Annotated in this window: 22 protein-coding genes; 8 read left to right on the top strand and 14 right to left on the bottom strand. The window is 67.7% G+C overall.

Going from position 1 to position 21,043, the window contains the following annotated elements; all coding sequences use genetic code 11:
- Nucleotides 1-256: 256 nt before the first annotated feature.
- The 4 genes from WJ542_RS21685 to WJ542_RS21670 all read left to right on the top strand — a co-directional run bounded on the left by WJ542_RS21685 (nt 257) and on the right by WJ542_RS21670 (nt 3,460).
- Nucleotides 257-1,384, top strand: coding sequence for a TIGR03364 family FAD-dependent oxidoreductase (locus WJ542_RS21685; protein WP_411191541.1), 1,128 nt, complete (start codon nt 257-259; stop codon nt 1,382-1,384).
- Between the two features lie 284 nt (nt 1,385-1,668).
- Entirely contained in the window at nt 1,669-2,001 is a 333-nt protein-coding gene (locus WJ542_RS21680; RefSeq protein ID WP_411191539.1) for a hypothetical protein, read from the top strand.
- A gap of 418 nt (nt 2,002-2,419) precedes the next feature.
- On the top strand, nt 2,420-2,743 hold the full coding sequence (locus tag WJ542_RS21675) for a hypothetical protein (protein WP_411191537.1): 324 nt from the start codon (nt 2,420-2,422) through the stop codon (nt 2,741-2,743).
- A 114-nt stretch (nt 2,744-2,857) separates the two neighbouring features.
- Nucleotides 2,858-3,460, top strand: coding sequence for an alpha-ketoglutarate-dependent dioxygenase AlkB family protein (locus tag WJ542_RS21670; RefSeq protein ID WP_411191535.1), 603 nt, complete (start codon nt 2,858-2,860; stop codon nt 3,458-3,460).
- Nucleotides 3,461-3,595: 135 nt separating this feature from the next.
- On the opposite strand, the gene mdcH is transcribed toward WJ542_RS21670, so the two are convergent.
- The 8 genes from mdcH to WJ542_RS21630 are packed head-to-tail and all read right to left on the bottom strand — an operon-like array spanning nt 3,596 to nt 10,649.
- The gene (mdcH, locus tag WJ542_RS21665; RefSeq protein WP_411191533.1) at nt 3,596-4,534 is read right to left on the bottom strand and encodes a malonate decarboxylase subunit epsilon; all 939 of its coding nucleotides are present in this window, start codon (nt 4,532-4,534) and stop codon (nt 3,596-3,598) included.
- Nucleotides 4,531-5,208 carry a malonate decarboxylase holo-ACP synthase gene (locus WJ542_RS21660; RefSeq protein WP_411191531.1) on the bottom strand — a complete coding sequence of 226 codons (678 nt, stop codon included), beginning with the start codon at nt 5,206-5,208 and terminating at the stop codon, nt 4,531-4,533. The genes mdcH and WJ542_RS21660 overlap by 4 nt, the downstream gene beginning before the upstream one ends.
- Nucleotides 5,208-6,032 carry a biotin-independent malonate decarboxylase subunit gamma gene (gene mdcE, locus WJ542_RS21655; RefSeq protein ID WP_411191530.1) on the bottom strand — a complete coding sequence of 275 codons (825 nt, stop codon included), beginning with the start codon at nt 6,030-6,032 and terminating at the stop codon, nt 5,208-5,210. Before mdcE ends, WJ542_RS21660 begins: the two co-directional genes overlap by 1 nt.
- On the bottom strand, nt 6,029-6,910 hold the full coding sequence (locus tag WJ542_RS21650; protein ID WP_411191528.1) for a biotin-independent malonate decarboxylase subunit beta: 882 nt from the start codon (nt 6,908-6,910) through the stop codon (nt 6,029-6,031). Before WJ542_RS21650 ends, mdcE begins: the two co-directional genes overlap by 4 nt.
- Nucleotides 6,907-7,221 carry a malonate decarboxylase subunit delta gene (locus WJ542_RS21645; RefSeq protein WP_027796194.1) on the bottom strand — a complete coding sequence of 105 codons (315 nt, stop codon included), beginning with the start codon at nt 7,219-7,221 and terminating at the stop codon, nt 6,907-6,909. The genes WJ542_RS21650 and WJ542_RS21645 overlap by 4 nt, the downstream gene beginning before the upstream one ends.
- Nucleotides 7,209-8,195, bottom strand: coding sequence for a triphosphoribosyl-dephospho-CoA synthase (locus tag WJ542_RS21640; protein ID WP_411191526.1), 987 nt, complete (start codon nt 8,193-8,195; stop codon nt 7,209-7,211). The genes WJ542_RS21645 and WJ542_RS21640 overlap by 13 nt, the downstream gene beginning before the upstream one ends.
- Before the next feature lie 5 nt (nt 8,196-8,200).
- The gene (mdcA, locus tag WJ542_RS21635) at nt 8,201-9,880 is read right to left on the bottom strand and encodes a malonate decarboxylase subunit alpha (RefSeq protein WP_411191524.1); all 1,680 of its coding nucleotides are present in this window, start codon (nt 9,878-9,880) and stop codon (nt 8,201-8,203) included.
- 7 nt (nt 9,881-9,887) lie between these two features.
- On the bottom strand, nt 9,888-10,649 hold the full coding sequence (locus tag WJ542_RS21630; protein WP_411191522.1) for a GntR family transcriptional regulator: 762 nt from the start codon (nt 10,647-10,649) through the stop codon (nt 9,888-9,890).
- Nucleotides 10,650-10,800: 151 nt separating this feature from the next.
- On the opposite strand from WJ542_RS21630, the gene WJ542_RS21625 reads away from it, so the two are divergent.
- The 3 genes from WJ542_RS21625 to WJ542_RS21615 all read left to right on the top strand — a co-directional run bounded on the left by WJ542_RS21625 (nt 10,801) and on the right by WJ542_RS21615 (nt 12,742).
- Nucleotides 10,801-12,102, top strand: a complete 1,302-nt coding sequence (locus WJ542_RS21625; protein WP_411191521.1) for an MFS transporter — start codon at nt 10,801-10,803, stop codon at nt 12,100-12,102.
- 77 nt (nt 12,103-12,179) lie between these two features.
- Nucleotides 12,180-12,428: an AbrB/MazE/SpoVT family DNA-binding domain-containing protein gene (locus tag WJ542_RS21620; protein WP_411191520.1), complete on the top strand. Its 249-nt coding sequence runs from the start codon at nt 12,180-12,182 to the stop codon at nt 12,426-12,428.
- Nucleotides 12,422-12,742 carry a type II toxin-antitoxin system PemK/MazF family toxin gene (locus tag WJ542_RS21615; protein WP_411191519.1) on the top strand — a complete coding sequence of 107 codons (321 nt, stop codon included), beginning with the start codon at nt 12,422-12,424 and terminating at the stop codon, nt 12,740-12,742. Before WJ542_RS21620 ends, WJ542_RS21615 begins: the two co-directional genes overlap by 7 nt.
- A gap of 47 nt (nt 12,743-12,789) precedes the next feature.
- Here the strand turns inward: WJ542_RS21615 and WJ542_RS21610 are convergent, their stop codons facing one another.
- Nucleotides 12,790-13,716, bottom strand: coding sequence for a DMT family transporter (locus tag WJ542_RS21610; protein ID WP_411191517.1), 927 nt, complete (start codon nt 13,714-13,716; stop codon nt 12,790-12,792).
- Between the two features lie 107 nt (nt 13,717-13,823).
- Here WJ542_RS21610 and WJ542_RS21605 point away from each other — a divergent pair, with 107 nt between their 5' ends.
- Nucleotides 13,824-14,693: a LysR family transcriptional regulator gene (locus WJ542_RS21605; RefSeq protein WP_411191515.1), complete on the top strand. Its 870-nt coding sequence runs from the start codon at nt 13,824-13,826 to the stop codon at nt 14,691-14,693.
- On the opposite strand, the gene WJ542_RS21600 is transcribed toward WJ542_RS21605, so the two are convergent.
- The 5 genes from WJ542_RS21600 to WJ542_RS21580 form a co-directional block, all read right to left on the bottom strand.
- Nucleotides 14,681-15,730 carry an ABC transporter ATP-binding protein gene (locus WJ542_RS21600; RefSeq protein WP_411191513.1) on the bottom strand — a complete coding sequence of 350 codons (1,050 nt, stop codon included), beginning with the start codon at nt 15,728-15,730 and terminating at the stop codon, nt 14,681-14,683. The two genes, WJ542_RS21605 and WJ542_RS21600, sit on opposite strands and share 13 nt — an antisense overlap.
- 20 nt (nt 15,731-15,750) lie before the next feature.
- Nucleotides 15,751-17,382, bottom strand: coding sequence for an ABC transporter permease (locus WJ542_RS21595; protein ID WP_411191512.1), 1,632 nt, complete (start codon nt 17,380-17,382; stop codon nt 15,751-15,753).
- Nucleotides 17,383-17,407: 25 nt separating this feature from the next.
- A complete protein-coding gene (locus tag WJ542_RS21590; RefSeq protein ID WP_411191511.1) occupies nt 17,408-18,433 on the bottom strand; it encodes an iron ABC transporter substrate-binding protein in 1,026 nt (341 codons plus the stop codon).
- Nucleotides 18,434-18,506: 73 nt separating this feature from the next.
- A complete protein-coding gene (gene efeB / locus WJ542_RS21585; RefSeq protein WP_411191510.1) occupies nt 18,507-19,826 on the bottom strand; it encodes an iron uptake transporter deferrochelatase/peroxidase subunit in 1,320 nt (439 codons plus the stop codon).
- 2 nt (nt 19,827-19,828) lie between these two features.
- Entirely contained in the window at nt 19,829-20,989 is a 1,161-nt protein-coding gene (locus WJ542_RS21580) for an NHL repeat-containing protein (protein ID WP_411191508.1), read from the bottom strand.
- Nucleotides 20,990-21,043: the final 54 nt, after the last annotated feature.

Here is a 21,043-nt window from a genome sequence, read left to right as displayed (position 1 = left end):
CCCGATCTTCGTTGCCGAGGCAGCGGCCCGACCGGTGTTACGCAGAGGAGCAGGCGCTGGCTCATCGACGGGTTGCCGTGTCTGTCACATGGATGTCTTCTGAATCGGGTAGATTCGCGCGCCCGTTCTTCACGTCCCATCCCGCAACCATGCTCATGTCGATTTCCCGCCGGGTCCTGTGTGTCCCGTTCCGCGGCCCTGCGCGCAGCGGCGCATCCCATCCTGCTTTTTCCGGTCGTCCGGTGGGGAGGCTCGCATGAACGGTCATTTCGACGTCGCCGTGGTCGGCGGCGGCATTGTTGGGCTGGCAGTCGCGCTGGCGGCGGTACGCAAGGGCAAACGCGTCGCGGTGCTCGACCGGAGTGCGCGGGCCACCGGAGCCTCCATTCGCAATTTCGGTTTTGTTACCGTGACGGGCCAGGAAGCCGGCGATCACTGGGCGCGCGCGATGCGCAGCCGCGACGTGTGGATGCAGGTGGCCGAAGAGGCGGGCATAGCCGTCCAGCATCGCGGCGCGGTGATTCCCGCGCGGCGGAAAGAGGCGGCCGACGTGCTGCATGCCTTCCTGGAAACGGAGATGGCGGCCGGCTGCAAACTGATCTCGCGCGACGAGGCGGCAGCCATCGTGCCGGCTCTGCGGCTCGATGCGGTCAGTGAGCTTCTCTACAGCCCGCACGAACTGCGCGTCGAATCATCGGAAGCACTGCCAAAGATTGCCGCGTGGCTCGCGCAACAGCACGGCGTCGTGTTTCACTGGAATACGGCTGTGCTCGCGGTGGACGGCAAGCGCGTCGAAACGAGCCGCGGTTCCATTCATGCGGATGCCGTGGTCGTTTGTCCCGGCGACGATCTCTCCACGCTCTTTCCCGAACGCATTGCGCCATACGGTCTGCGCATCTGCACGCTCCAGATGTTGCGGCTCGTAACCGGCGATGCGCGGACAGCGTTTGGCGCGGCGGTAATGTCCGATCAGAGCCTCGCGCGCTACGAGGGGTTCGCGGCGCTGCCCGAGGCGCAAGCACTGATTCGCAGGCTCGACGAGGAAGAGAGCGAATACCGCGCCGCGGGCATTCACCTGATCGCGGTGCAGTCTGCCGATGGGTCGCTCGTCGTGGGCGACAGCCACGTGTACGGCGACGCGCCGGCACCGTTCGCGCAGGCGCGTTTCGACGAGTTGATCCTCGGCGAGTTCGATCGCGTGTTCGATCTGCCGGCTCGTACGGTGGCGAATCGCTGGACCGGCTGCTATGTGTCGTCGAGCGAACGCCGCGTGCTGGTGGACCGGCCCGACGATCACATTCGCCTCGTCATGGTGACGGGCGGAACAGGGGCCTCCACCGGGTTTGCGCTCGGCGAGCAGGTGATCGACGACCTGGGGCTTTGAGCATCGATGCGCCATCGGCCTGTCGCTGTCGAGCGACAGGCACTCTGTTGACAAAGCAACCCAAGCCGTTGAAACTCGATCCCATGTTGACCTTCAACCTTCTCACTTTCGTCAATCGAGGCCATATGGGCGCCTGCTCGGGCGTGCCAGCGGAGGCCTGTTTGCGTTAGATCCAGGAAGTGAAGCTCAACAGGCCTCGCCGGTGATACGGATGAGGCCTTTTCTTTTTGTGGCGTCTCCGTTTGCCGGCATCCACTACCCGGCATCCCTCAACGGAGACGAACATGAACGCGAAGAAGCCATCGCTTGACCGCCGCGACACCCAGGACGCGGCGCTTTATCCAACCCGGCGCGCGGGCCGGCCCCGAACCGAAACTTCGACGCTGCACGATACGCGCGGGACGTTCTCCGCGCCCCTGTCGCTCGTGCGGATCTTGCATCCTTACGAGTATTGGGCGTATGCGACCCCGGACGACAGCGGGGACGTCGGCTCCGCGCCGCCACGCGCGGAGCCGGAACCGCCGAAAAGCGGCTGGCCGGCCGCGCCGCCGCTGGCGGTCGCCGGCTGGTGGCGGCGCTGGACGGCGCGCGCACTTTTCCGTTCCGGTGCGCCTTGATGTTCTGATGGCACGGGATTGAACGCCATGGCAAAGCTTCTGCGTGCCGGTGTGTGGCCGGCACGCGGGGGCTCTTGGCCATGCGTGGGATGGGAGAGGGGGCGAGATTGATGTATCGGACTACTTATTATTGATTGCCTGATAAAACCCTTGGCTAATCCGCACATTGGGTTTGTAATTAACGCAACTAACGGTCAATCTCCGCGCCGTCCACGCACTCAAAAGCAGAGTGCAAAGCAGTCATCAAGCCGGTGCGGGTGCGTCCCCTCATTTCAGCGCGGCACAATCTTGTCTCGGTCATTCCCGGCGGCTCGCGCGGGCCCGGTACTGTTAAACGTCCATTGAACACGACCAGCCGGTGGACTATGCTCAAATCAGATCCCGCGCAGTATGTGGGACGCCAAGGGGGAGACAGGTCATGAAAGCCATCAAGCCTGCAGGCCAGGAGCATCATGGCCGCCATGTCGGTTACGAGGGCAGTCACGTCATGCTGCCGCTCGTCGTGCTATCGGTCATGGCGCTGGCACTCTACCTGTTCGTCAGGCACGTCGATATCTCGGAGCTTGGCCGTACCGCGTTGTTCTATGTCGTGATGGTGTTCGTCACGCTGGGCATCGCGGGGCTGTTCGGTGCCGTTGGCGGCTGGCTGCGCTCGCGCACGACCGACGCCGCGTCTGAAGGCTTCTGCTTCATCGGCGCGCTTGTCGGCGCGATCGTTTTCTATATCGCACTCTTTACCTGAGTGCTGCATCCCGAAAGCAGGTAGCGCGTGCGCATGCTTGCGGGTGGCGTCGCACGCGGGCATTCCGTGCAACACTGCACCTATTCGTCTGATTTCGCCCACGCAATCTCTTTCATGTTCGACCTTTTCGACGACGCGCCGCAACCCGATGTGGCGTGGCATCCCGGTTGGCTCGCCCCCGAGCAGGCCACGATCCTGTTCGCGCGCATCGTGGCCGAAACGGACTGGCGTCAGGAACGCATCCGTACGCCGGGCGGCTGGGTGGATCAGCCGCGCCTGACGGCCTGGCTTGGCGAGCCCGACGCCGTCTATATCTATTCGGGCATACGCAACGTGCCCCAGCCCTGGACCCCGGCCGTGGCGGAATTGCGCGACGCCGTATCGGCCTTGTGCGGCGCTCGCTTCAATAGCGTGCTGCTCAACCGTTACCGCAGCGGCGCCGACAGCATGGGCTGGCATGCCGACCATGAGCCGGAACTGGGTCCGGAGCCTGTCATTGCGTCGGTGAGTCTCGGCGCGACGCGACGCTTCGATCTGCGGCACAACGCGACAGGGGTGACGCGCTCGTTCCGCCTGACGGGCGGCAGCCTGCTCGTGATGCGCGGCAAGACCCAGGCACAGTGGCGGCACCGCGTGCCGAAGGAGCCGGCGGTAAGCGGCGAGCGGCTGAACCTCACGTTCCGGGTCGTGATGCCGGAGTTGCGGGGGAGGCGGTAATTGCGCGCAAATGACGGCGGAATGCCTGCCGTATTGGCGAAAATTAACCGGTATGACTTGCTGTGCCTGGCTTCGGCTCCCGGTTGAAGGAAATCGAATACCACTTTATGCGCATAAACAACGTATTCGTCCGATTCACGCGTCCTCGCCCAGACGTCGCCGTACGATCGGGATCAGCCGTTCGAGCGGCAGCGTCGAAGCGCTCAACGCGGTCACGTCCGGGAATTGCTCGCGGGCAATGTCGGTGAGCACCTGCGCCGGCGGCACCTCTACCAGCACTGTTGCGCCCGACTCGACCATCACGGTGAGGGCGTCGAACCAGCGCACGGTGTGGCGCATGTTGGTGGCGAGATCCGCGCGGATCGCGTCGCCAGTGTGGAGCGGGCGGCCGCCCCGGTTGTCGATGTAGACGCTCTGCGGCGCGCGAAAGGGAATGCCGTGCGCCCATGCCGCAAGCTGCTCTGCCGCGTCCGATAATAGTTCGCAGTGCGAAGGAACGGATACCGCGAGGCGCTGCGCCTTCCTCGCGCCTTGGGCGAGCGCGCGAGCGGCGAACGCATCCAGGGCGCTATCGGCGCCGGCCACGACGATCTGGCGCGGCGCGTTCACGTTGCCGACGTACACGGGTTCGCCGCCTGCCTGAAGCTGGGCGCGCGCCAGCGTTTCGACCTGCGTTTCGGTGAGGCCCGAGATGGCGGTCAGGCCATAGCCGCTTGGCCAGGCTGTTTCCATCAGTTCGGCGCGTTTGCGGACCATCCGCAGTGCGTCGCCGAACGAGACCGCGCCGCAGGAGACCGCGGCAGGAAAGGCGCCGACCGAAAGGCCGGCGCTGAACTGCGGCGTGAGCCCTTCGTGCGCGAGCGCGCGGGCACAGGCGACGCCGGCCACCGTGAGGCCGATCTGCACGGCCACGGTGGAGCGCAGGGCATCGGCGCTGTCGAGCGTGAGCACGTCGAGGCCCAGCACCGCCGATGCTTCGTCCAGCGTCGCCGCCACGGCTTCGTGCCACGGCAGCCGGTGAAGAAAGCCGGGGCTTTGCGCGCCTTGGCCGGGGAACATTAGCGCGAGTGTCATGACGCAAACCAGGGATCGGCGACGAAGCGCGGGCCGTCGCTCGCGCGCACGAGCACGCGTGGCTTGCCCGCGGCGAGTTCGGTCAGCGCCACGCCGCCCAGGGGTGTTTCCACCTGCGCATCGACACGCGTACCGGCGCGCGCCGAGGCGTGGGCGAGCACGTCGGCAAGCGTGCGGAGCAGGGCGGCCTCGCTGCGCTCGGGCAACCGGATCAGCAGGTCCAGGTCGCTCGAGGACGATAGCGTGGGTAGGCCGGAGGCCAGCTCGAACCCGGTGCTGCCAGTCGGGCCCCAGGCCAGCGAGTGTAGCGGCGACACCCTTTCGCGCAGCAGCGCCAGGGCCACGAACGCGGGCAGGGTGCTGCGTCCGGCCTGCGGTTCCCTCTGCAACAGGTCTTCCGGCGAGCAAACCGCTTCGATGTCCTGATGATGCAGCCACGTTCCGAATCGTTGGTCGCGCGCCGCCCCGCGCACACCCGCCGCAACGAAGCCCGCCGGCGCTTCTGCGCGTCTGACGACTGCCCACGGCGCGCGTTCCAGCGCCGTATGCACCCATTCGGGCTCGTCATGCGCGCGAGGGATGCGCAACACGCGCAGCAGATCGTGCGCACGCCAGCGCGCATCCGCGACGCGCGGGGCGTCGGCGGCGAACGGTGGCGCGGCGCAGACGCGCATCAGCTCGCATCCCACTGATGCGCGAGGCGCTTGCGCACCTCGATCGACGCCGCGCGCGTGCGCTGCGCGGCATCGCCTTGCAGGCGGTGCGAGAGATCGCGCCGGTCTGCGCGGGCCTCGCCCACCATGCGCGCGAGCACGTCGCGCACGCGGGCAGTCTGCTCCGCGCTCGGTGCGTCCGCATCCACGCCTTCGATCAGTTCGTCGAGCAGCCCGAGCTTGCCGAACGACGCCATCGAGTACGACATCGGCACGATCGTTTCGCCTAGCGCGTCGAGTTCCTCCACGCTGCGCCGCGTGACGCGCGCGGCCGCTTCCTTGCCCATCGCGTGGACCATCGTGCCCTCCGCGTCGAGCGCGACAATGCGATTGGCCTGGTAGCCGTGCGCGAGGAACGCGCCCGACATGGCCGGCCCGACGATGAGTGCGACCACGGGATGGCCCGCGAGCCGCGCGCTCGCGTAGGCGTCGACGGCGGCGGCGCACGCCAGATGAATGCCGAGCATTTCCTCGCGATAGCCATAGGCCTGGCTCTTTACGTCGACCACCGCGACGATGGGCCGGCGGGTCGGGCCGGCGGCATCGGCGGCGATCGCTTCGCGCACGGTCTGCGCGAGGCGCCAGCCTTGTTCGAGGCCCACGACGTTATCGCGCGCGCGCGGAAAGCGGTTGTCGGGATCGGGCACGACCGCGATGAAGCGAGCGGTTTCGTCGCCGAGCGGGGCATCGGCGTAGTGCACCGCGCCGCCGTTGGCCCGGGCGGCACTGTCGCCTGCGAGGGCGCGCAGCCACTGCGCGCCGCGGCTCGAAATCGTATCGCTCATGCCGTTTCTCCACCGGAGCTGAGGGGTGTCGCGCCGAACACGGCGCGCATCGTTTCGGGCGCCACCGTAGTGGGGTCGATCGCCGCGAGCTTCGCGAGGTACGTGTCGACCTGCTCGCTGCGCGCGGCAGCAGGCACGCCGCGCGCGAAGGCCGCCTGCACGGCGGCGCGCACGTCGTCCACGGCGTCTTCCACCAGCGCATCCGCGTAGCCGGTCCGCGCGCGCTGCTCGCCGCCGATCAGTTGCCACACGCGGCGGCGATCGCTCGCGTCGAGTTCCTCGATGCCCGCTTCCTGCTCGATCACCTCGGGGCCGTTCATGCCGAGCCGTCCCTGCTTCGTCATCACGAGATACGAGCACAGCGCCGCGGCGAGCGACATGCCGCCGAAGCAGCCGACCATGCCCGCGATCACGCCCACGACCGGCACGTAGCGCCGCAGCGCGACGATGGCGGCCTGGATTTCGGAAATCACGGCGAGACCGAGGTTCGCTTCCTGCAGACGCACGCCGCCCGTTTCGAACAGCACGACGGGGCGCACGATCTTGCCGCGCTCGCAGTCGGCCAGCGCGAGTTCCAGCGCCGCGGCGATCTTGCTGCCCGACACTTCGCCGATGCTGCCGCCCTGGAACGCCGATTCGATGGCCGCCACGACGGCGGGCTCGCCGTCGATGGTGCCGCGCGCGATGACCGCGCCGTCGTCGGCCTGGCAGACGATGCCCTGCAGCGGCAGCCACGGCGATTCGAGGCGATCGAACGGGCCGAGCAGTTCGCGGAACGAGCCCGCGTCGAGCAGCGCGCGCGCGCGTTCGCGCGCCGTGAGTTCGATGAAACTCTCGCGCAGCAGCGCGCGCGGCGTGCTTTCCGGTACGGCGTTCATGATTGCGCTCCTTGTGCCGCGTCCTCGGCCGCTTCCACGGCTTCCGCAAGCCGCAGCGCCACGATGCCGGGCGTCGCGCCGAAGTCGTTGATCTCGATTTCGGCGGCGCCGTCGTAGCGCGTGAAGAAGCGGTCGAGCACGCTCTTCCAGATGTGGCCGTAGCCGTCCACGCTCGTATGCACGGTCACGCGCGCGCGCAGGTCGCCGGCGGGCTGCAGCAGCACTTCGAGATCGCCCGAGCCGACGACGCCCACGTGCGCGCGCGTCGTGACGGCGCGCTGCGCCGGATAGTCGAAAGTCAGTTGTTCCATGTTGTTCCTCCGCCAATGCGGTGCTGAACGAGTCTGTCGATGAAGAGCGTGGCGGCGAGCAGGTCGGCCGCGCCGCCCGGCGATGCGTTGAGCGCAAGCAGCGAGCGTTCGAGCGAATCGAACGCGGCCCGGCCCGCGGGGGTGGCGATGCCGCCGGCCTCGCGCACGCGCCGCGCGCCGGCTTGCGCGGCTTCGCGGCCGGCGTGGCCCGCACGATGCAGCACGCAGGTATCGTCGAGCGAGGCCATGATCGCGAGCAGCGCATCGACGCGTGCGGTGCCTTCGTCCTGTCCTCGCGCGCGCGCTTCGAGCAGGGCGGGCAGGCCTGCATGCGTCACGTGCGGGAAGCCGTCCTGCGCTTCGCTGCGCGCGCCGCCTACGTTGTATTGCCGGCGCACGCGCTCGCCGTTGCTGAGTGTGGGGCGCGCGTGGGGATCGTAGAAGCGGTCGTCGTAGCGGGCGATCTGCGCGCCGGTTTCGCAGATGCGCGAGGCGTGGGCGCAGGCCGATTCATCGCTGTCCGGCGGCGCATGCACGATGGCCGCGCCCGCCACGAGCAAACCGATGATCCAGATCGCGCCGCGATGCGTATTGCTGCCGTTCGTCGCGCGCATCATCGCGGCTTCGCCGGCACGGCCGATGCGTGCGAGATCGGTGCGCAGGGCGACGCCGGGCGTCGCGCCGCGCGAGGCGCGCGCGAGCGCGCGGAACGTCGGTTCGAGCGCATGCGCGGAGCGCAGCATGGTCGCGAGATCGAGGTCGCTGTGCGCACCGTTGCCGCGCGCGTCGACGAGACCGGGCTTCGGCGTGAGCCGTGCCTCGTCGATCAGCGCGTCGCGCGCGAAGCGCGCCAGTTGAGCGTCGGGGCAGGCGGCTTCGTCGCGTGCCGCGAAGGCGGCATGCGGATCGCGCGCAAGCGGTGCCCCGTTGCTCTCGGCCAGGGTGGCCTGGGTATCGAACGCAAGCGTGCGCATCGCGCTCACCAGCTACGAAAACGCGCGGGCGGCGTGTAGAGCCCGCCCGACCACGTCACGAGATCGTCGATGCTGCGCGCCGCGAGCAGCGAGCGCTTCGCCTCGCCACGGCGGATGCCGAGATCTTCGGGGAACTGAACGATGCCGCGGCGGCGCAATTCGCCGGTCTTCTCCGGCTTCGCGCGCTGGCCGATGGGCGTCACGCCCGCCACGGCGGCCAGCGCCGCGCGCCGCTCTTCCACGCCTTCCGCGCGATGCAGATGCGCGATGCCTTCCTCGGTGACGACGTGGCTCACGTCGTCGCCGTAGATCATGACGGGCGCGACGGGCATGCCGCTCTTCTCGCCCACGGCGATGGCGTCGAGTTCGTCGACGAAGGTCGACTCGCCGCCTTTCTTCCAGGTCTCGGCCAGTTGCACGACGAGTTTGTGGCCGCGCGAGACCGGGCCCGTATTTTTAAGCAGCTTGAGCCAGGCCTCGCTCGCATGGCGGCGGCCGCGCGGATCGTGGCCCATGTTCGGCGCACCGCCGAAGCCGGCGAGGCGCCCGCGCGTGACCGTGGAAGAGTTCGCGTCGGCATCGATCTGCAGCGTCGAGCCGATGAAGAGATCGACCGCGTACTGCCCCGCGAGCTGGCACAGCACGCGGTTCGAACGCAGGCTGCCGTCGCTGCCCGTGAAGAACACGTCGGGGCGCGCGGCGATGTACGCCTCCATCCCCACTTCGCTGCCGAAGCAATGCACGCTCTCCACCCAGCCTGACTCGATGGCGGGAATCAGCGTGGGATGCGGATTGAGCGTCCAGTTGCGGCAGATCTTGCCCTTGAGGCCCAGCGACTCGCCGTAGGTGGGCAGCAGCAGCTCGATCGCAGCGGTGTCGAAGCCGATGCCGTGATTGAGCGCCGTGATGCCGTACGGCGCATAGATGCCCTTGATGACCATCATCGCGGTGAGCACCTGCAGATCGCCGATATGGCGCGGGTCGCGCGTGAAGAGCGGCTCGACCGCAAAGGGGCGGTCGGCCTGTACGACCACGTCGACCCACGAGCCGGGGATATCGACGCGCGGCAGCTCGTCGACGATCTCGTTGACCTGCACGATCACGATACCCTGGCTGAAGGCGGCGGCTTCGGCAATGGTGGGGGTGTCCTCGGTGTTCGGACCCGTGTAGAGGTTGCCGTGGCGATCGGCTTTCTCGGCGCACAGCAGTGCGACCTGAGGAATCAGGTCCACGAACATGCGCGCATATAGTTCGACGTACGTATGAATCGCGCCGACTTCGAGCTGCCCGTCTTCAAGCAACTGCGCCACGCGCAGGCTCTGCGGCCCAGCGAACGCGAAGTCGACGCGCCGGGCGATGCCGCGCTCGAAGAGCGTGAGGTGCTCGGGGCGGCTGATGCTCGAAATGAGCAGATGAATGTTGTTGAGCTTGCCGGGATCGGCCTTTGCGAGCGAGCGCGAGAGAAAGTCGGCCTGCTTCTGGTTGTCGCCCTCCAGGGCGACGCGGTCGCCCGGGCGGATCAGCAGTTCGAGGGCGTCGGTCATGCGCGCGGCGGGCAGGACACCGTCTTCGAGCCAGCCGGCAACGGCGGCGAGGCGACGGGTTTTTTCGTCGCGGCGCGTGGTCCACGAGCGCGGCGCCAGGGCGGGAGGATGTGATTCGGGTGCGGCGGCGAGAGGCTTCATCGGCAGATCAGCTCCGTGAGCGGGAAGACGAAGAGCGCGCTTTTTTGGCGGCGGGCAGTGCCGCGGCGCGCTCGGTGAGAAAACGATAGATCAATTCACCCGTGCCGAGCAGATGCGCGGCCACGAGCGCCTGGGCGGCGGGAATGTCGCCGCGCTGGACGGCCGCGAGGATCTCGGCATGCTCGGCGTCGGACTCGCCCTTGTACTCGGGAAAGCCGAATTTCAGGCGCAGATAGCGCTCGCCGCGCCGGTGCAGCGAGGCGAGCGTCTCCATCAGGTGGGGCCGGCCGGCGGGCGCATAGAGGCTCGTGTGGAACGCTTCATTGCGCGCCACGTAGAGCGACGGATCGCGCTCGCGTTTTGCAGCGTCGGCGAGCGCGCGCGCCTCGCGCAGCGACTGCGCGGTGTGCTTCGGGATGGCGAGGCCGAGCGCGAGGCTCTCCAGCGCGGAGCGCATCTCGTAGATCTCGCGCGCTTCGTCCGCACAGAGCGGCGCGACGCTTGCCCCCCGGTTGAGCTCGATACGCGCCCAGCCTTCGCTGGCGAGCTGGCGCAGCGCTTCGCGCACGGGAATGGCGCTCACCGAGAAGTGGCGCGCAATGGCGTCCTGGCGCAGCGGCGCGCCGGGCGCGAGCGTGCCCGTCACGATGGCGTCGCGCAGGGCGTTTGCGATCACGTGGGAAGTGCTGGGGCGCGGTGCCGCCGCGGCCGGCAGGCCGGTCGCCGTCGTGTCGCCTTCCAGGGGAAAACCAGCCGTTACGTCGCTCATGAGATCAAATATTATATATAAAACAGCGAGGGTGGAAGCCCCATCAAGCTGAACGAGAAGGTGCCGTAAACGGGGAAGTAGCAGCGTTTTCTTCAGACGAATCGTCGCGATACGAACCGCGCCGATTGCTTTGCATGGGACGAGGAGCATCATGAATTCGATTACCGGTGCGGCGCGGCGAGCGCGGCCCAAAACACCGCTGAACCGTTCGCAGATCGCAGGCTTCTGGGGCGCCTGGGCCGGCTGGACGCTCGACGGCATGGACTCGTTCATCTACGCGCTCGTGCTCACGCCCGCGCTCACCGAGTTGCTGCCGCACTCGGGCTATGCGGCCACTCCATCGAACATCGGGCTCGCGGGCTCGATTCTTTTTGCGCTGTTCCTGGTCGGCTGGGGGCTCTCGTTCATCTGGGGCCCGCTTGCCGACCGCTTCGGCCGCACGCGCGTGCTAGCGGGCACCATTTTCATGTTCGCCATCTTCACGGGCCTTTCGGCCACGGCGCAGAGCGTGTGGGCGCTCGCCATCTACCGCTTCCTCGCGGGCGTCGGCATAGGCGGCGAGTGGGCGCTGGCCGGCACCTACGTGGCCGAGTCCTGGCCGGAGGACCGCCGCAAGATGGGTGCGGGCTATCTGCAGACCGGCTACTACGCGGGCTTCTTCATCGCCGCGGCGCTGAACTACACCATTGGCGTGCACTTCGGCTGGCGCGCGATGTTCCTCACCGGCGCGATTCCGGTGGTGGTGGCCATTCTCGTGCTGCTGCGCGTGGAAGAGCCGGACAAGTGGCAGAAGTCGGAGGCGAGCCACGAGCATCAAGGCCGCCCGCTGCGCGAGATCTTCGGGACCGCTTATCGCCGGCGCACCATCGTGGCGTGCGCGTTGCTCACCATCGCGATCATCGGCCTGTGGGCGGGCGCGGTGTACGAGCCTTCCGCCGTGATCCAGCTCGCGACGCGTGCGGGTGCGAGCAAGGCCCAGGCGATCCGCACGGCCTCGATTGCGACAGGACTCCTCTCCATCGGTACGATCCTCGGCTGTCTCGTGCTGCCGCCGATGGCGGAGCGTGTGGGGCGCAAGTGGACGCTCGCGATCTATTTTGCGGGGATGGCGATAGCGATTGCAGCGAGTTTCGGCTGGGCTTATTACCTCGAGAACGGGCTCGTGCCGTTCATCGTGCTGCTCTTCGTGCTCGGTTTCTTCGGCGGCAACTTCGCGCTGTTCAGTCTCTGGCTGCCGGAGCAGTTCGGCACGCGCGTGCGCGCCACGGCGTTCGCGTTCTGCACGTCGTTCGGGCGTTTCGTGGGGGCGGGGGTGAACTTCCTGCTCGGCGCGGCGGTGCTGCATATGCACACGCTGGGTGTACCAGTGGCGCTCACGGCGTTGGCGTTCATAGCCGGGTTGTTCATTATTCCGTTCGCGCCGGAGACGAAGGGCGAGGCATTGCCGGGGTGACGCGAGCGCAGCAATGTAATAACATTGTGTTGACGTCTCATGAGGGCGTGGAATAACATTGTGATTACGGTGAGGTCATGAAAACGACAATCCGCAGGATGGGCAATTCGCAGGGCGTGCTGATCCCGAAGCCCGTTCTGGCACAGTTGGGATTGGAGAACGAAGTGGAAATGGAAATCGAAAACGACGCAATCGTGCTGAGGCGGCCGCGGCAACCGGCTCGTGAAGGCTGGGCGGAGGCGAGCAAAGCGCTCGCCCAGAGTGGCGATGATGCGCTTGTGATGGGTGAGTTTCCGAATGCCGACGATGCGGAGCTTGAATGGTAGTGCGAGGGGAAGTGTGGCTGGTCGCGCTCGACCCGACACTGGGCAGCGAGATTCAAAAGACGCGCCCCTGTGTCGTGATTTCCCCGTCTGAAATGCACGATCATTTACGGACAGTCATCGTTGCTCCGATGACTTCGAAGGGCCGTCCGGCACCGTTTCGAATTCCGGTTACGTTCAAGCGGAAGCAGGGTCTCGTCCTTCTCGATCAGGTTCGTGCAGTGGACAAGGTGCGATTGGTCAAGAAGGAGGGTTCGGTCCCCGAAGAAACGCTTCGGCACACTCTGCGGACGTTGCAGGAGGTCTTCGCCGAATAGGGAGGAAGTCAGCGGGAATGCAGGCTTCTTCCATGAACCCGTCGACCCTACCGCCGCATCCGCGCCATCACCGGCGGAAACAGCCGCCACCCGAGATTGACGCCCAGACTGGCCACCACGATCAGCGCCATGCCGCCCAGTTGCGGCACGCTGAGCGCGCGTCCGTACACCAGCGCGTCGACGGCGATTGCCGTGAGCGGGTAGACGAACAGCAGCACGGCGATCACCGGTGTCGTGAGCTGCGGCAGCGCGCCGTAGATCAGCACATACGAAAGCCCCGTGTGCAGCACCCCCATGCCGATTACCCAGCCCCATTGCGCGGCCGAGATATGCGCCAGTTCGAGCGGCGCGAAGAACGGGGCGATCAGCGGCAGGCATACGGCGCCCACGGCGCATTGCGTGAGCGTCAGCAGATGCGGACGCAGTCCGCCCAGGCTCTTCGCCATCAGTGTGACGCTCGCATAGAGCACCGATCCCCCCAGCGCTTCGGCCACGCCGATCAGATAGCGCTGATGCCCTTGCAACGCGCCCTCGGCCAGCACGCCCGACGCGAGCACGAGCCCCGCGAACGCGATGCCGATCCAGCCCAGCCGGTCCGCGCCGAGGCGTTCGTGAAAGAGCGCGGCGCCGATCAGCACGACCCAGAACGGCTGCACATGGAACACCACCGTCGCGACGGCAATGCTCGTGCGGTGAATTGCATCGAAAAATGCGACCCACTGCGTAACCATCAGCACTCCCGATAAAACCGCGAGTGCCAGCGTGCGGCGCGTGAACTGGCGCGGCGAGAGCCAGCCCTTGTACAGGCAGTACGCCGCGAGCGCCAGCATGCCGAAGAAGCAGCGGAAAAACACGAGCGTCATGGCGCCCAGCCGCGCTTCTTCGACGAAGACGCCGATCGTGCCCATCAGCAGCCCGCCGCTCGCGAGCATGAGGGCGCCTTGCTGGCGGTGGGTCGGGCTCGCGGTTTGCATAGGTTCGTGACGCGAAAGAGGGAAGAAAACCGCCCCAGTATTCGTCAGTTGCAGACCGCAGGCAAACGAATTAAATTGAACAATTCCATCAATACCGCTGATGAATCATGACCCCGGAATTCGACCTCGACCTCATGCGCACCTTCGTAGCCGTGGCCGACGCGGGCAGCTTCACGCGAGCCGCGGTCGCGGTGCACCGTTCGCAGGCGGCCGTGAGCATGCAGATCAAGCGGCTCGAGCAGATGCTCGGCACCACGCTCTTCACGCGCGATACGCGCAATCTCGCGCTCACGCGGCCGGGCAGCACGCTGCTCGAATACGCGCGGCGCGCGCTCGAACTGCAGGAGGAGGCTTGGTCGGCGCTCGTGCGGCCGGAGGTGACGGGGCGCGTCGTGCTGGGCGCCCCCGACGATTACATGGCGGCGTTGCTGTCGCCCGTGCTGCGGCGCTTCTCGACGCTCTATCCGCATGTGGAGATCGAGATCGTCTGCGCGCAAAGCGTGGCGCTAGGGCCGATGCTGGCGGACAACAAGATCGATCTCGCCTTCGTCACGCGCGACCGCAAGCTGCGCGGCGAGTTCGTGCGCAGCGAGGACATGGTGTGGGTGGGCTCGGCCGAGGACCCCGCGCCGCTCGCCATGTCGCCGCTGCCGGTGGGGCTCTACGAGCATGGCAGCGTGGCGCGCGCGCATACGGTGGCGGCGCTCGATGCGGCGCAGATCCGCTATCGCGCCGCCTATAGCAGCGCGAGCCTGATGGGGCTGATGGCGACGGTCGAGGCGGGTATCGCCGTCGTCGCGCTTACGCGCTGCAGCGTGCCGTCGCGCTTCGCGATTCTGGGCGAGGACGAGGGCTTGCCGAAGATCGAGCCGCTCGACATCATCGTCGCGCGCAGCGTGAAGTCGAACCGGCCTACCTGCGATTACCTGGCACAGCAGATGGTGCAGGATCTTTCGGTGCGGCGTCAGCGCGGGTAGACGTTGACTTCGCCGCCTACCGCGAGGCGCACGCGCTCGCCGGGGCGCGGCGTGCGGTAGCCCGGCACGCGCGCGCGCACCGTGGTCGGCGAATCGAGCAATTGCAGCGTGAGCGCCGCGTCCTGCCCTTCGAAGCTGATGTCGCGCACAAGGGCGTCGAGCGCGCCGCTGCGCTGCGCGTCTTCGGGCAGCACGTCGATCTGCTCGGGGCGCAGCATCACGTCGACGTCGCCGTCGGCGGCCATCGAGCCTTCCACCACGGGCAGCGTGCCGAGCACGCATCGCGCGCGGCCGTCCGCCACCGTGCCCGGCAGCAGCACGGCCTCGCCGATGAACGCTGCCAGCTCGCGCGTGACGGGGCGCCGATAGAGCGCCTGCGGCGCGGCGGTCTGGAGCAATCGCCCGCGCCACAGCACCGCGACCTCGTGGCCCAGCGAGAGGGCTTCGGCCTGATCGTGCGTGACGAGTACGGCGGTCGCGCCCGCCGCGGCGAGCGCGCGCGCGACGGCTTCGCGCGTTTCGATGCGCAGCGCGGCGTCGAGCGACGAGAACGGCTCGTCGAGCATCACGAGACCCGGCGACGGCGCGAGCGCGCGCGCGAGCGCCACGCGCTGCTGCTGGCCGCCCGAAAGCTGCTGCGGTGCGCGCTTCGCATAGGACTCCGGAAGGCCGACGAGTTCGAGCAGCTCGGCCACGCGATGCTGCGCGCGGCGTTGCGTGCGCGGCAGGCCGAACACGATGTTCTCGGCCACGGTGAGGTGGGGGAAGAGCGCGCCTTCCTGCGGCACATAGCCGATCTGGCGTTTCTCGGCGGGCAGATGCTGGCCCTCGCCGGCCACCCGCCGGCCGTCGATTTCGATCGTGCCCGCGTCGGCGCGCTCGAAGCCGCACAGCACGCGCAGGAGCGTAGTCTTGCCGCTGCCCGAAGGCCCGAGCAGCGCGAGCAGCGAGCCCGATTTCACGGAAAGATCGATGCCGTGCAGCACCGGGTGGCCGTCGAACGCCTTTTGCAGGCCGGAAATGCGAAGAGTGCTCATGGGCGATACGGTGGAGGCGGTCAGGAGGTCACTTCGGGCGGCGTGACCGAATGCGCGGCGAGCGCGCTCTTGCCCGCGAATGCGAACAGCAGTCCCGATGCGGCGAGCGAAAGCGCCGTGAGCAGCGCGGCATAGGGCGCGGCGGCGGCGAACGCGAGCGTGGCGGTGTCGCTCCAGACTTGGGTGGCGAGCGTGTGCGTGCCGATGGGCGAGAGCAGCAGCGTCGCGTTGAGTTCGGTGACGACGGAGATGAACACCATCGAAGCCGCGGCGCCGAGCCCGGGGCCAGCAAGCGGCAGCACCACGCGGCGCAGCGTTTCGAACCAGCCGAGACCGAGCGAGCGCGCCGTGTCTTCGAGCCGCTGCTGCGCCTGCAGCAGCGCGGCGCGTACGCTCACGAGCGCGAGCGGCAGGAAAAGCATGGCGTAGGCGACGATCAGGAGCGTCGTGCTCTGATAGAGCGGCGTGAGCACGCGCACGGCAAGCGAGACGATCGCGAGCGCGATGACGATGCTCGGCACGCCTTGCGCCACGAACGTCGTGCGTTCGAGGAACGTGGCGAGGCGCCCCGGATAGCGCGCGAGCAGGTACGCGAGCGGTAGCGCGAGCAGCGTCGTCACGACGGCGGCCGTGAGGCCGAGGCGCAGCGAAGCGAACGTGGTCTCGAAGAGCAGTTCGGGCGAGACGTCGGCCGGCGTGATCGCGGCCGCGCCGGGCTGCGTGAGCCAGTAGCCGATCATGCCGAGCGGCACGCCCAGCGTGGCGATGTTGAGCCCGAGGAAGGCTGTTGCGACGGGCCAGCGCCAGCGCCCGAGCGCATGGCGCGTGACGGCGCGGCGCGTGCCGCGATCCACGCGCTCGTAGCGTGCGCGGCCGCGCACGCGGAATTCGAGCGCGAGCACGACGAGGCACAGCAGGATCAGCACGCAGGCGAGCAGCGACGCGCCGCCGCCGTCGAAGCTCGTGCGGTACTCGGCGTAGATCTCGGTCGTGAAAGTGCGAAAGCGCAGCAACTGGAACGAGCCGAACTCGGCCAGCACGCCGAGCGCGACGAGCAGCATGGAGCCGAGAAGGGCGGGGCGCAATTGCGGCAGCACCACGCGCACGAAGGTGTTCCAGCGATTGCAGCCGAGCGCGCGCGCGGTTTCTTCGAGCGCGGGGTCGAGCCCGCGCAGCGCGGCGGCCACGGGCAGATAGACGAGCGGGAAATAGGCCGTCGTGATGACGATGAAGGCGCCGAGAAAGTCCTGCAGATCGAGGCTCAGCGAAATCCAGGCGAAGCTCGTGATGAACGCGGGCATCGCGAGCGGCGCGGCGGCGAGCAAGGCCCAGACGCGACGTCCGGGCACGTCGGTGCGCTCGACGAACCAGGCGACGGCGGTGCCGAGCACGGCCGAGGCCAGCGTCGCGGAGACCGTGATGGAGAGCGTGTTGACCAGCAGTTCGCCGACGAGCGGCCTGAAGATCAGGTCGGCGGCGTCGGCGAATCCAAACGAAAGCGCGCGCCAGAACGTCAGCGCGAGCGGGAGCAGCACCAGCAGGGGGCCGAGGAGCGCGGCGGCGACCAGCGCGCGCGGCACACGTCGCCGCGCGGGCGGCGCGTGGCCGCCCGACTCCTCGATGGCTGGCGCCGTGGTGACAGCTTCACTCACGATAGTGCCGGTATTGCAGTTACGGTTACAGAAGACCCGCCTGGCGCAGCAGCTTGCCGGCCTGGCTGTCGTCGCCCAGTTGCTCGATCGTCAGTTGCGGCGGATGGAGCTGGTCGAACGGCTTGTTGATCGGGTCGGCGGCCACGCCGGGGCGCAGCGGGTACTCGAAGCTGATGTGGTCCTGCGCCATCAGCTTCTGGGCGCGATCGCTCACGAGGTATGCGAGGAACTTCTGCGCGCCGTCGGCGTTGTGCGCCGACTTCAGCACGGCGGCGCCCGAGACGTTCACGAGCGCGCCGATGTCGCCGTTCGCGAAGTGCGCCACGGCACTGCGCGTCTTGGCGTCGCCCACTTCGGCGTGCAGACGATCCCAGTAGTAGTTGTTGATGATGCCCGTGGCAACCGCGCCGCGGTTCACGGCGGCGACCACGCCTTCGTCGTCGTCGAAGATCTGCGAGTTGGCCTTCAGGCCCTTGAGCCATTCGAGCGTCGCGGCTTCGCCCTTGGCGGCGATCATGGCGTCCACGAGCGGCAGGAAGTCGGCGTCGGACGGCGCGATGCCGACCTTGCCCTTCCATTCGGGCTTCGCGAGATCCATGAGCGACTGCGGCAACTGCGCCGGCTGGACCTTCGCCGTGTTGTACGCGAGCACGTTTTCGCGCGCGGTCACGCCCACCCACTGGCCGGCCGGCGAGCTGAAGCGAGCGGGCACGGCGGAAAGCGTGGCGGACTGCACGGGTGCGAGCAGGCTCTTCTCTTCGAGCAGCATCAGCTCGGGCGAGTTTTCCGTGAAGTAGACGTCGGCGGGCGACTTGTCGCCTTCCGCGACGATCTGCGCGGCAAGCGCGGGGCCTTCATCGGTGCGGACCTTCACGCTGATGCCGCTCTGTTGTTCGAAGTCCTTGGCAAGCTGGTTCATGACCTGCTCGTGCTGGGCGTTGTACACCGTGATCGAATCGGCGCGAGCGGCGAGCGGCAGCGTGCCGGCCACGGCCAGCGCGACGCTCAGGGCGGCGGCGCGCAGCGGCGCGCCGGGGAACGAAAGCTTCATGATGTGTCGTTATCCGTTGATGAAGAAAGGCGCCTGGGTCATCCATTCCCCAGGCGATCCTCAGGGCATTCACTCAGGCCGAGAACAGCTCCGCGCCGATGTACGAACCGGGTTTCGCGCCCGGCGGGCACGCGAAGATCGCGCTGCCGATGTGGGTCGTGAACTGGTTCATCATGTCGAACTTCGAGAGCTTTTCGTTGATCGGAATGAAGCCCGCGCGCGGGTCGCCCTGGTGAGCGATGAAAATCAGGCCCGCGTCGTACTCGGTTTCCTGGCGCCACGGCGGCCAGCGCTCGATATAGAAGTTCGCGCTGTCGTTGTAGGAGTACGAACGGCGCAGGACGCGCGCCCCGTTGTTCGTCGAGCGATGCGACAGCCTCACGTGCGAGTTTTCCGGGATCAGCGGATTGCCATCCTTGTCCTGCGCGGCGAGATCGACCGGGTCGAACTCCTTCTCCTTGCCGATGGGCGCACCACTGTACTTCTGTCGTCCGAACACCTGCTCCTGGAAGCCGAGTTCCATCTGGTCCCAGTGTTCGAGCGTGATGCGGATGCGGCGCACGACCGTGTACGTGCCGCCCTGCATCCAGGGCGCGTCGGCATCGTTCGCCCATACGAATTCGTTCAGCTCCTTCGGATTCCCGATCGCCGGATTGTCCGTGCCGTCCTTGAAGCCCATCAGATTGCGCGGCGTCTGGCCCTTCGGGCCCGAGAGGAAGCCGGCCTGGCCCCAGCGCATGCGCAGGACGCCGTAGCCCTGGCGCGCGAGTTGGCGCACCGCGTGGAACGCCACCTGGGCGTCGTTCGCGCAGGCCTGCACGTAGAGGTCGCCGCCGGTCTTTTCGGCCACGAGCTGGTCGCCGTTGAAGCGCGGCAGATCCACGAGCGCGGCGGGCCGCTTGCTCGCGAGACCGTAGCGGTCCTTGCCTTCGGACGTGAAGAGGCCGGGGCCGAAGCCGAACGTCACCGTGAGGCCGGCCGGCCCGAGACCCAGCACGTCGCCGGAGTCGGGCGCGGGGTGATCGTCGCCGGTGCCTTCCAGCGCCGCGGCCGGCTGGCCCTGCGTCATGCGCGCGGCCGATTCTGTCCACTGCTTGAGCAGGTTGATCACGTCCTCGCGCGAGGTGGTCGTGAGGTCGAATGCGGCCAGATAGGTGTGCGCCTGCTGCGCCGTGGCGATGCCGCCCTGGTGCTCGCCGTAGAACGGCTCGACGGCGAGCAGCGGGTCCATGCTTGCCGCGTGCTTCTTCGCTTCCATGGCCGCGTGCGCGACACCGGGCGCGGACAAGCCGGCGCCTAGCGTCGCGCTCGCCGCGACCGCGGCGCCGCCGGCCTTCAGGAAGCCCCGGCGCGTGGGGCGCTCGGGTGTGTTTGTGGGGTCTTCGGAGGACATGATTATTTTGCCAGTACGAGAGTATTGACGTCGTCTTCCACGTAGTAGAAGCCGTCGCCCGCCGGCGTCAGCGCGATGCCGAACAGGTCGCCGTTGCCCGGAGGCGTCTGCGCCTTGTCCGTATCGATCCAGCGTGCGTAGAGCTGCTTCGCCGCGGCCGGGTCGATCTCCACGACCTGACCGTTGAGCGCATTCGTGACGAGCAGGTGACCTTGCGGCGTCATGATCATCGCGAGCGGGCGGTGGAGCATACCATCCGCCGTGAGCTGACGGCCAACGCCGGCGCTCGTGTCGCGCGTGAGCGGATCCTCGATCACGTTGACGCGGTTGCCGATTGCGTCCGAGACGTAGAGCAGCTTGTTGTCGGCGGAGAGCGCGAGGCCCGTCGGTCCGACGAGGAACACGCCCTTGTCGGCCTGCGCGCCGAAGCCGCTCGCCACCACGGTCTCGCTCTTCACGACCGGCACCTGGCCGCTCGGGATGTCGAGGTCGAGGCGCAGCACGGTGGCTTGCTTGAACACGGGCGGGTTGCCGTCCGCGCCGCCCACGCCGAAGCCGGCGTTGCTCAAGAACAGCGTGGCATGGTCGCCGTTGTCCACCACGGCCATGTTGCCCCACGGGTCGTTGATGTTCGGGCTGCTGATGGTTTTCGCGATCTTGCCGCTGGAATCGAGCACGATCAGGCAGCCGGCGCCCTTGGTGCCGGTCGTGCCGTCGTTGGAGGGCGTGCTGCCCACGATCACCCAGCCCGACTTGAGCATCGTCATCGCCGTGGAGAGGCCGACGCCGCCCGGGCATTCCTTCAGGTCGCGCGGGATCGTCGCGAAGAGCGACATCTGCTTCGTGTCGGGGTGGTAATCGACGATCGTCGAGCCCGTGCCCTGCAGGTTGGCCGCGTTGTTGAAGTTGTCCACGAGCACGTCGCCTGTCTTGACCGTGCCGGCGCTGACCGGTGCGACGACGATCGCGTACGGGTTCTGGTCGCCGTTGTCGGGGACGGTGTTGATGAGCGTGGTGTCCTTGTGGACGGACGGCAGCAGGCCTTCGGAATCGGCGTGAGCGGCGAGCGGGGCGCCGGTGAGCGTGGCCGCCGCGGCGAGCGCCAGCGCGGCGCGCGTGAAGTGGGCCGTGCGTTGCAGGAGCGTGCGCGTAGCATGTTTCATCGTGAATCTCCGTGCCCCGCAAGCAAACCGTGCGCCGCGTGGGGCGCTCATGAC

It is taken from the genome of Paraburkholderia yinzeri, assembly GCF_046581065.1.
Classification (GTDB): Bacteria; Pseudomonadota; Gammaproteobacteria; order Burkholderiales; family Burkholderiaceae; genus Paraburkholderia.
Note: the sequence above shows the minus strand (reverse complement) of the source record. Positions and strands in the feature narration are given on the sequence as shown.

Bases quoted from the DNA above. Each gene is read 5' to 3' on its own strand.
- WJ542_RS21685 (WP_411191541.1), top strand. From the start codon at position 257: ATGAACGGTCATTTCGACGTCGCCGTGGTCGGCGGCGGCATTGTTGGG.
- WJ542_RS21680 (WP_411191539.1), top strand. From the start codon at position 1,669: ATGAACGCGAAGAAGCCATCGCTTGACCGCCGCGACACCCAGGACGCG.
- WJ542_RS21675 (WP_411191537.1), top strand. From the start codon at position 2,420: ATGAAAGCCATCAAGCCTGCAGGCCAGGAGCATCATGGCCGCCATGTC.
- WJ542_RS21670 (WP_411191535.1), top strand. From the start codon at position 2,858: ATGTTCGACCTTTTCGACGACGCGCCGCAACCCGATGTGGCGTGGCAT.
- mdcH (WP_411191533.1), bottom strand. From the start codon at position 4,534: ATGACACTCGCGCTAATGTTCCCCGGCCAAGGCGCGCAAAGCCCCGGC.
- WJ542_RS21660 (WP_411191531.1), bottom strand. From the start codon at position 5,208: ATGCGCGTCTGCGCCGCGCCACCGTTCGCCGCCGACGCCCCGCGCGTC.
- mdcE (WP_411191530.1), bottom strand. From the start codon at position 6,032: ATGAGCGATACGATTTCGAGCCGCGGCGCGCAGTGGCTGCGCGCCCTC.
- WJ542_RS21650 (WP_411191528.1), bottom strand. From the start codon at position 6,910: ATGAACGCCGTACCGGAAAGCACGCCGCGCGCGCTGCTGCGCGAGAGT.
- WJ542_RS21645 (WP_027796194.1), bottom strand. From the start codon at position 7,221: ATGGAACAACTGACTTTCGACTATCCGGCGCAGCGCGCCGTCACGACG.
- WJ542_RS21640 (WP_411191526.1), bottom strand. From the start codon at position 8,195: ATGCGCACGCTTGCGTTCGATACCCAGGCCACCCTGGCCGAGAGCAAC.
- mdcA (WP_411191524.1), bottom strand. From the start codon at position 9,880: ATGAAGCCTCTCGCCGCCGCACCCGAATCACATCCTCCCGCCCTGGCG.
- WJ542_RS21630 (WP_411191522.1), bottom strand. From the start codon at position 10,649: ATGAGCGACGTAACGGCTGGTTTTCCCCTGGAAGGCGACACGACGGCG.
- WJ542_RS21625 (WP_411191521.1), top strand. From the start codon at position 10,801: ATGAATTCGATTACCGGTGCGGCGCGGCGAGCGCGGCCCAAAACACCG.
- WJ542_RS21620 (WP_411191520.1), top strand. From the start codon at position 12,180: ATGAAAACGACAATCCGCAGGATGGGCAATTCGCAGGGCGTGCTGATC.
- WJ542_RS21615 (WP_411191519.1), top strand. From the start codon at position 12,422: ATGGTAGTGCGAGGGGAAGTGTGGCTGGTCGCGCTCGACCCGACACTG.
- WJ542_RS21610 (WP_411191517.1), bottom strand. From the start codon at position 13,716: ATGCAAACCGCGAGCCCGACCCACCGCCAGCAAGGCGCCCTCATGCTC.
- WJ542_RS21605 (WP_411191515.1), top strand. From the start codon at position 13,824: ATGACCCCGGAATTCGACCTCGACCTCATGCGCACCTTCGTAGCCGTG.
- WJ542_RS21600 (WP_411191513.1), bottom strand. From the start codon at position 15,730: ATGAGCACTCTTCGCATTTCCGGCCTGCAAAAGGCGTTCGACGGCCAC.
- WJ542_RS21590 (WP_411191511.1), bottom strand. From the start codon at position 18,433: ATGAAGCTTTCGTTCCCCGGCGCGCCGCTGCGCGCCGCCGCCCTGAGC.
- efeB (WP_411191510.1), bottom strand. From the start codon at position 19,826: ATGTCCTCCGAAGACCCCACAAACACACCCGAGCGCCCCACGCGCCGG.
- WJ542_RS21580 (WP_411191508.1), bottom strand. From the start codon at position 20,989: ATGAAACATGCTACGCGCACGCTCCTGCAACGCACGGCCCACTTCACG.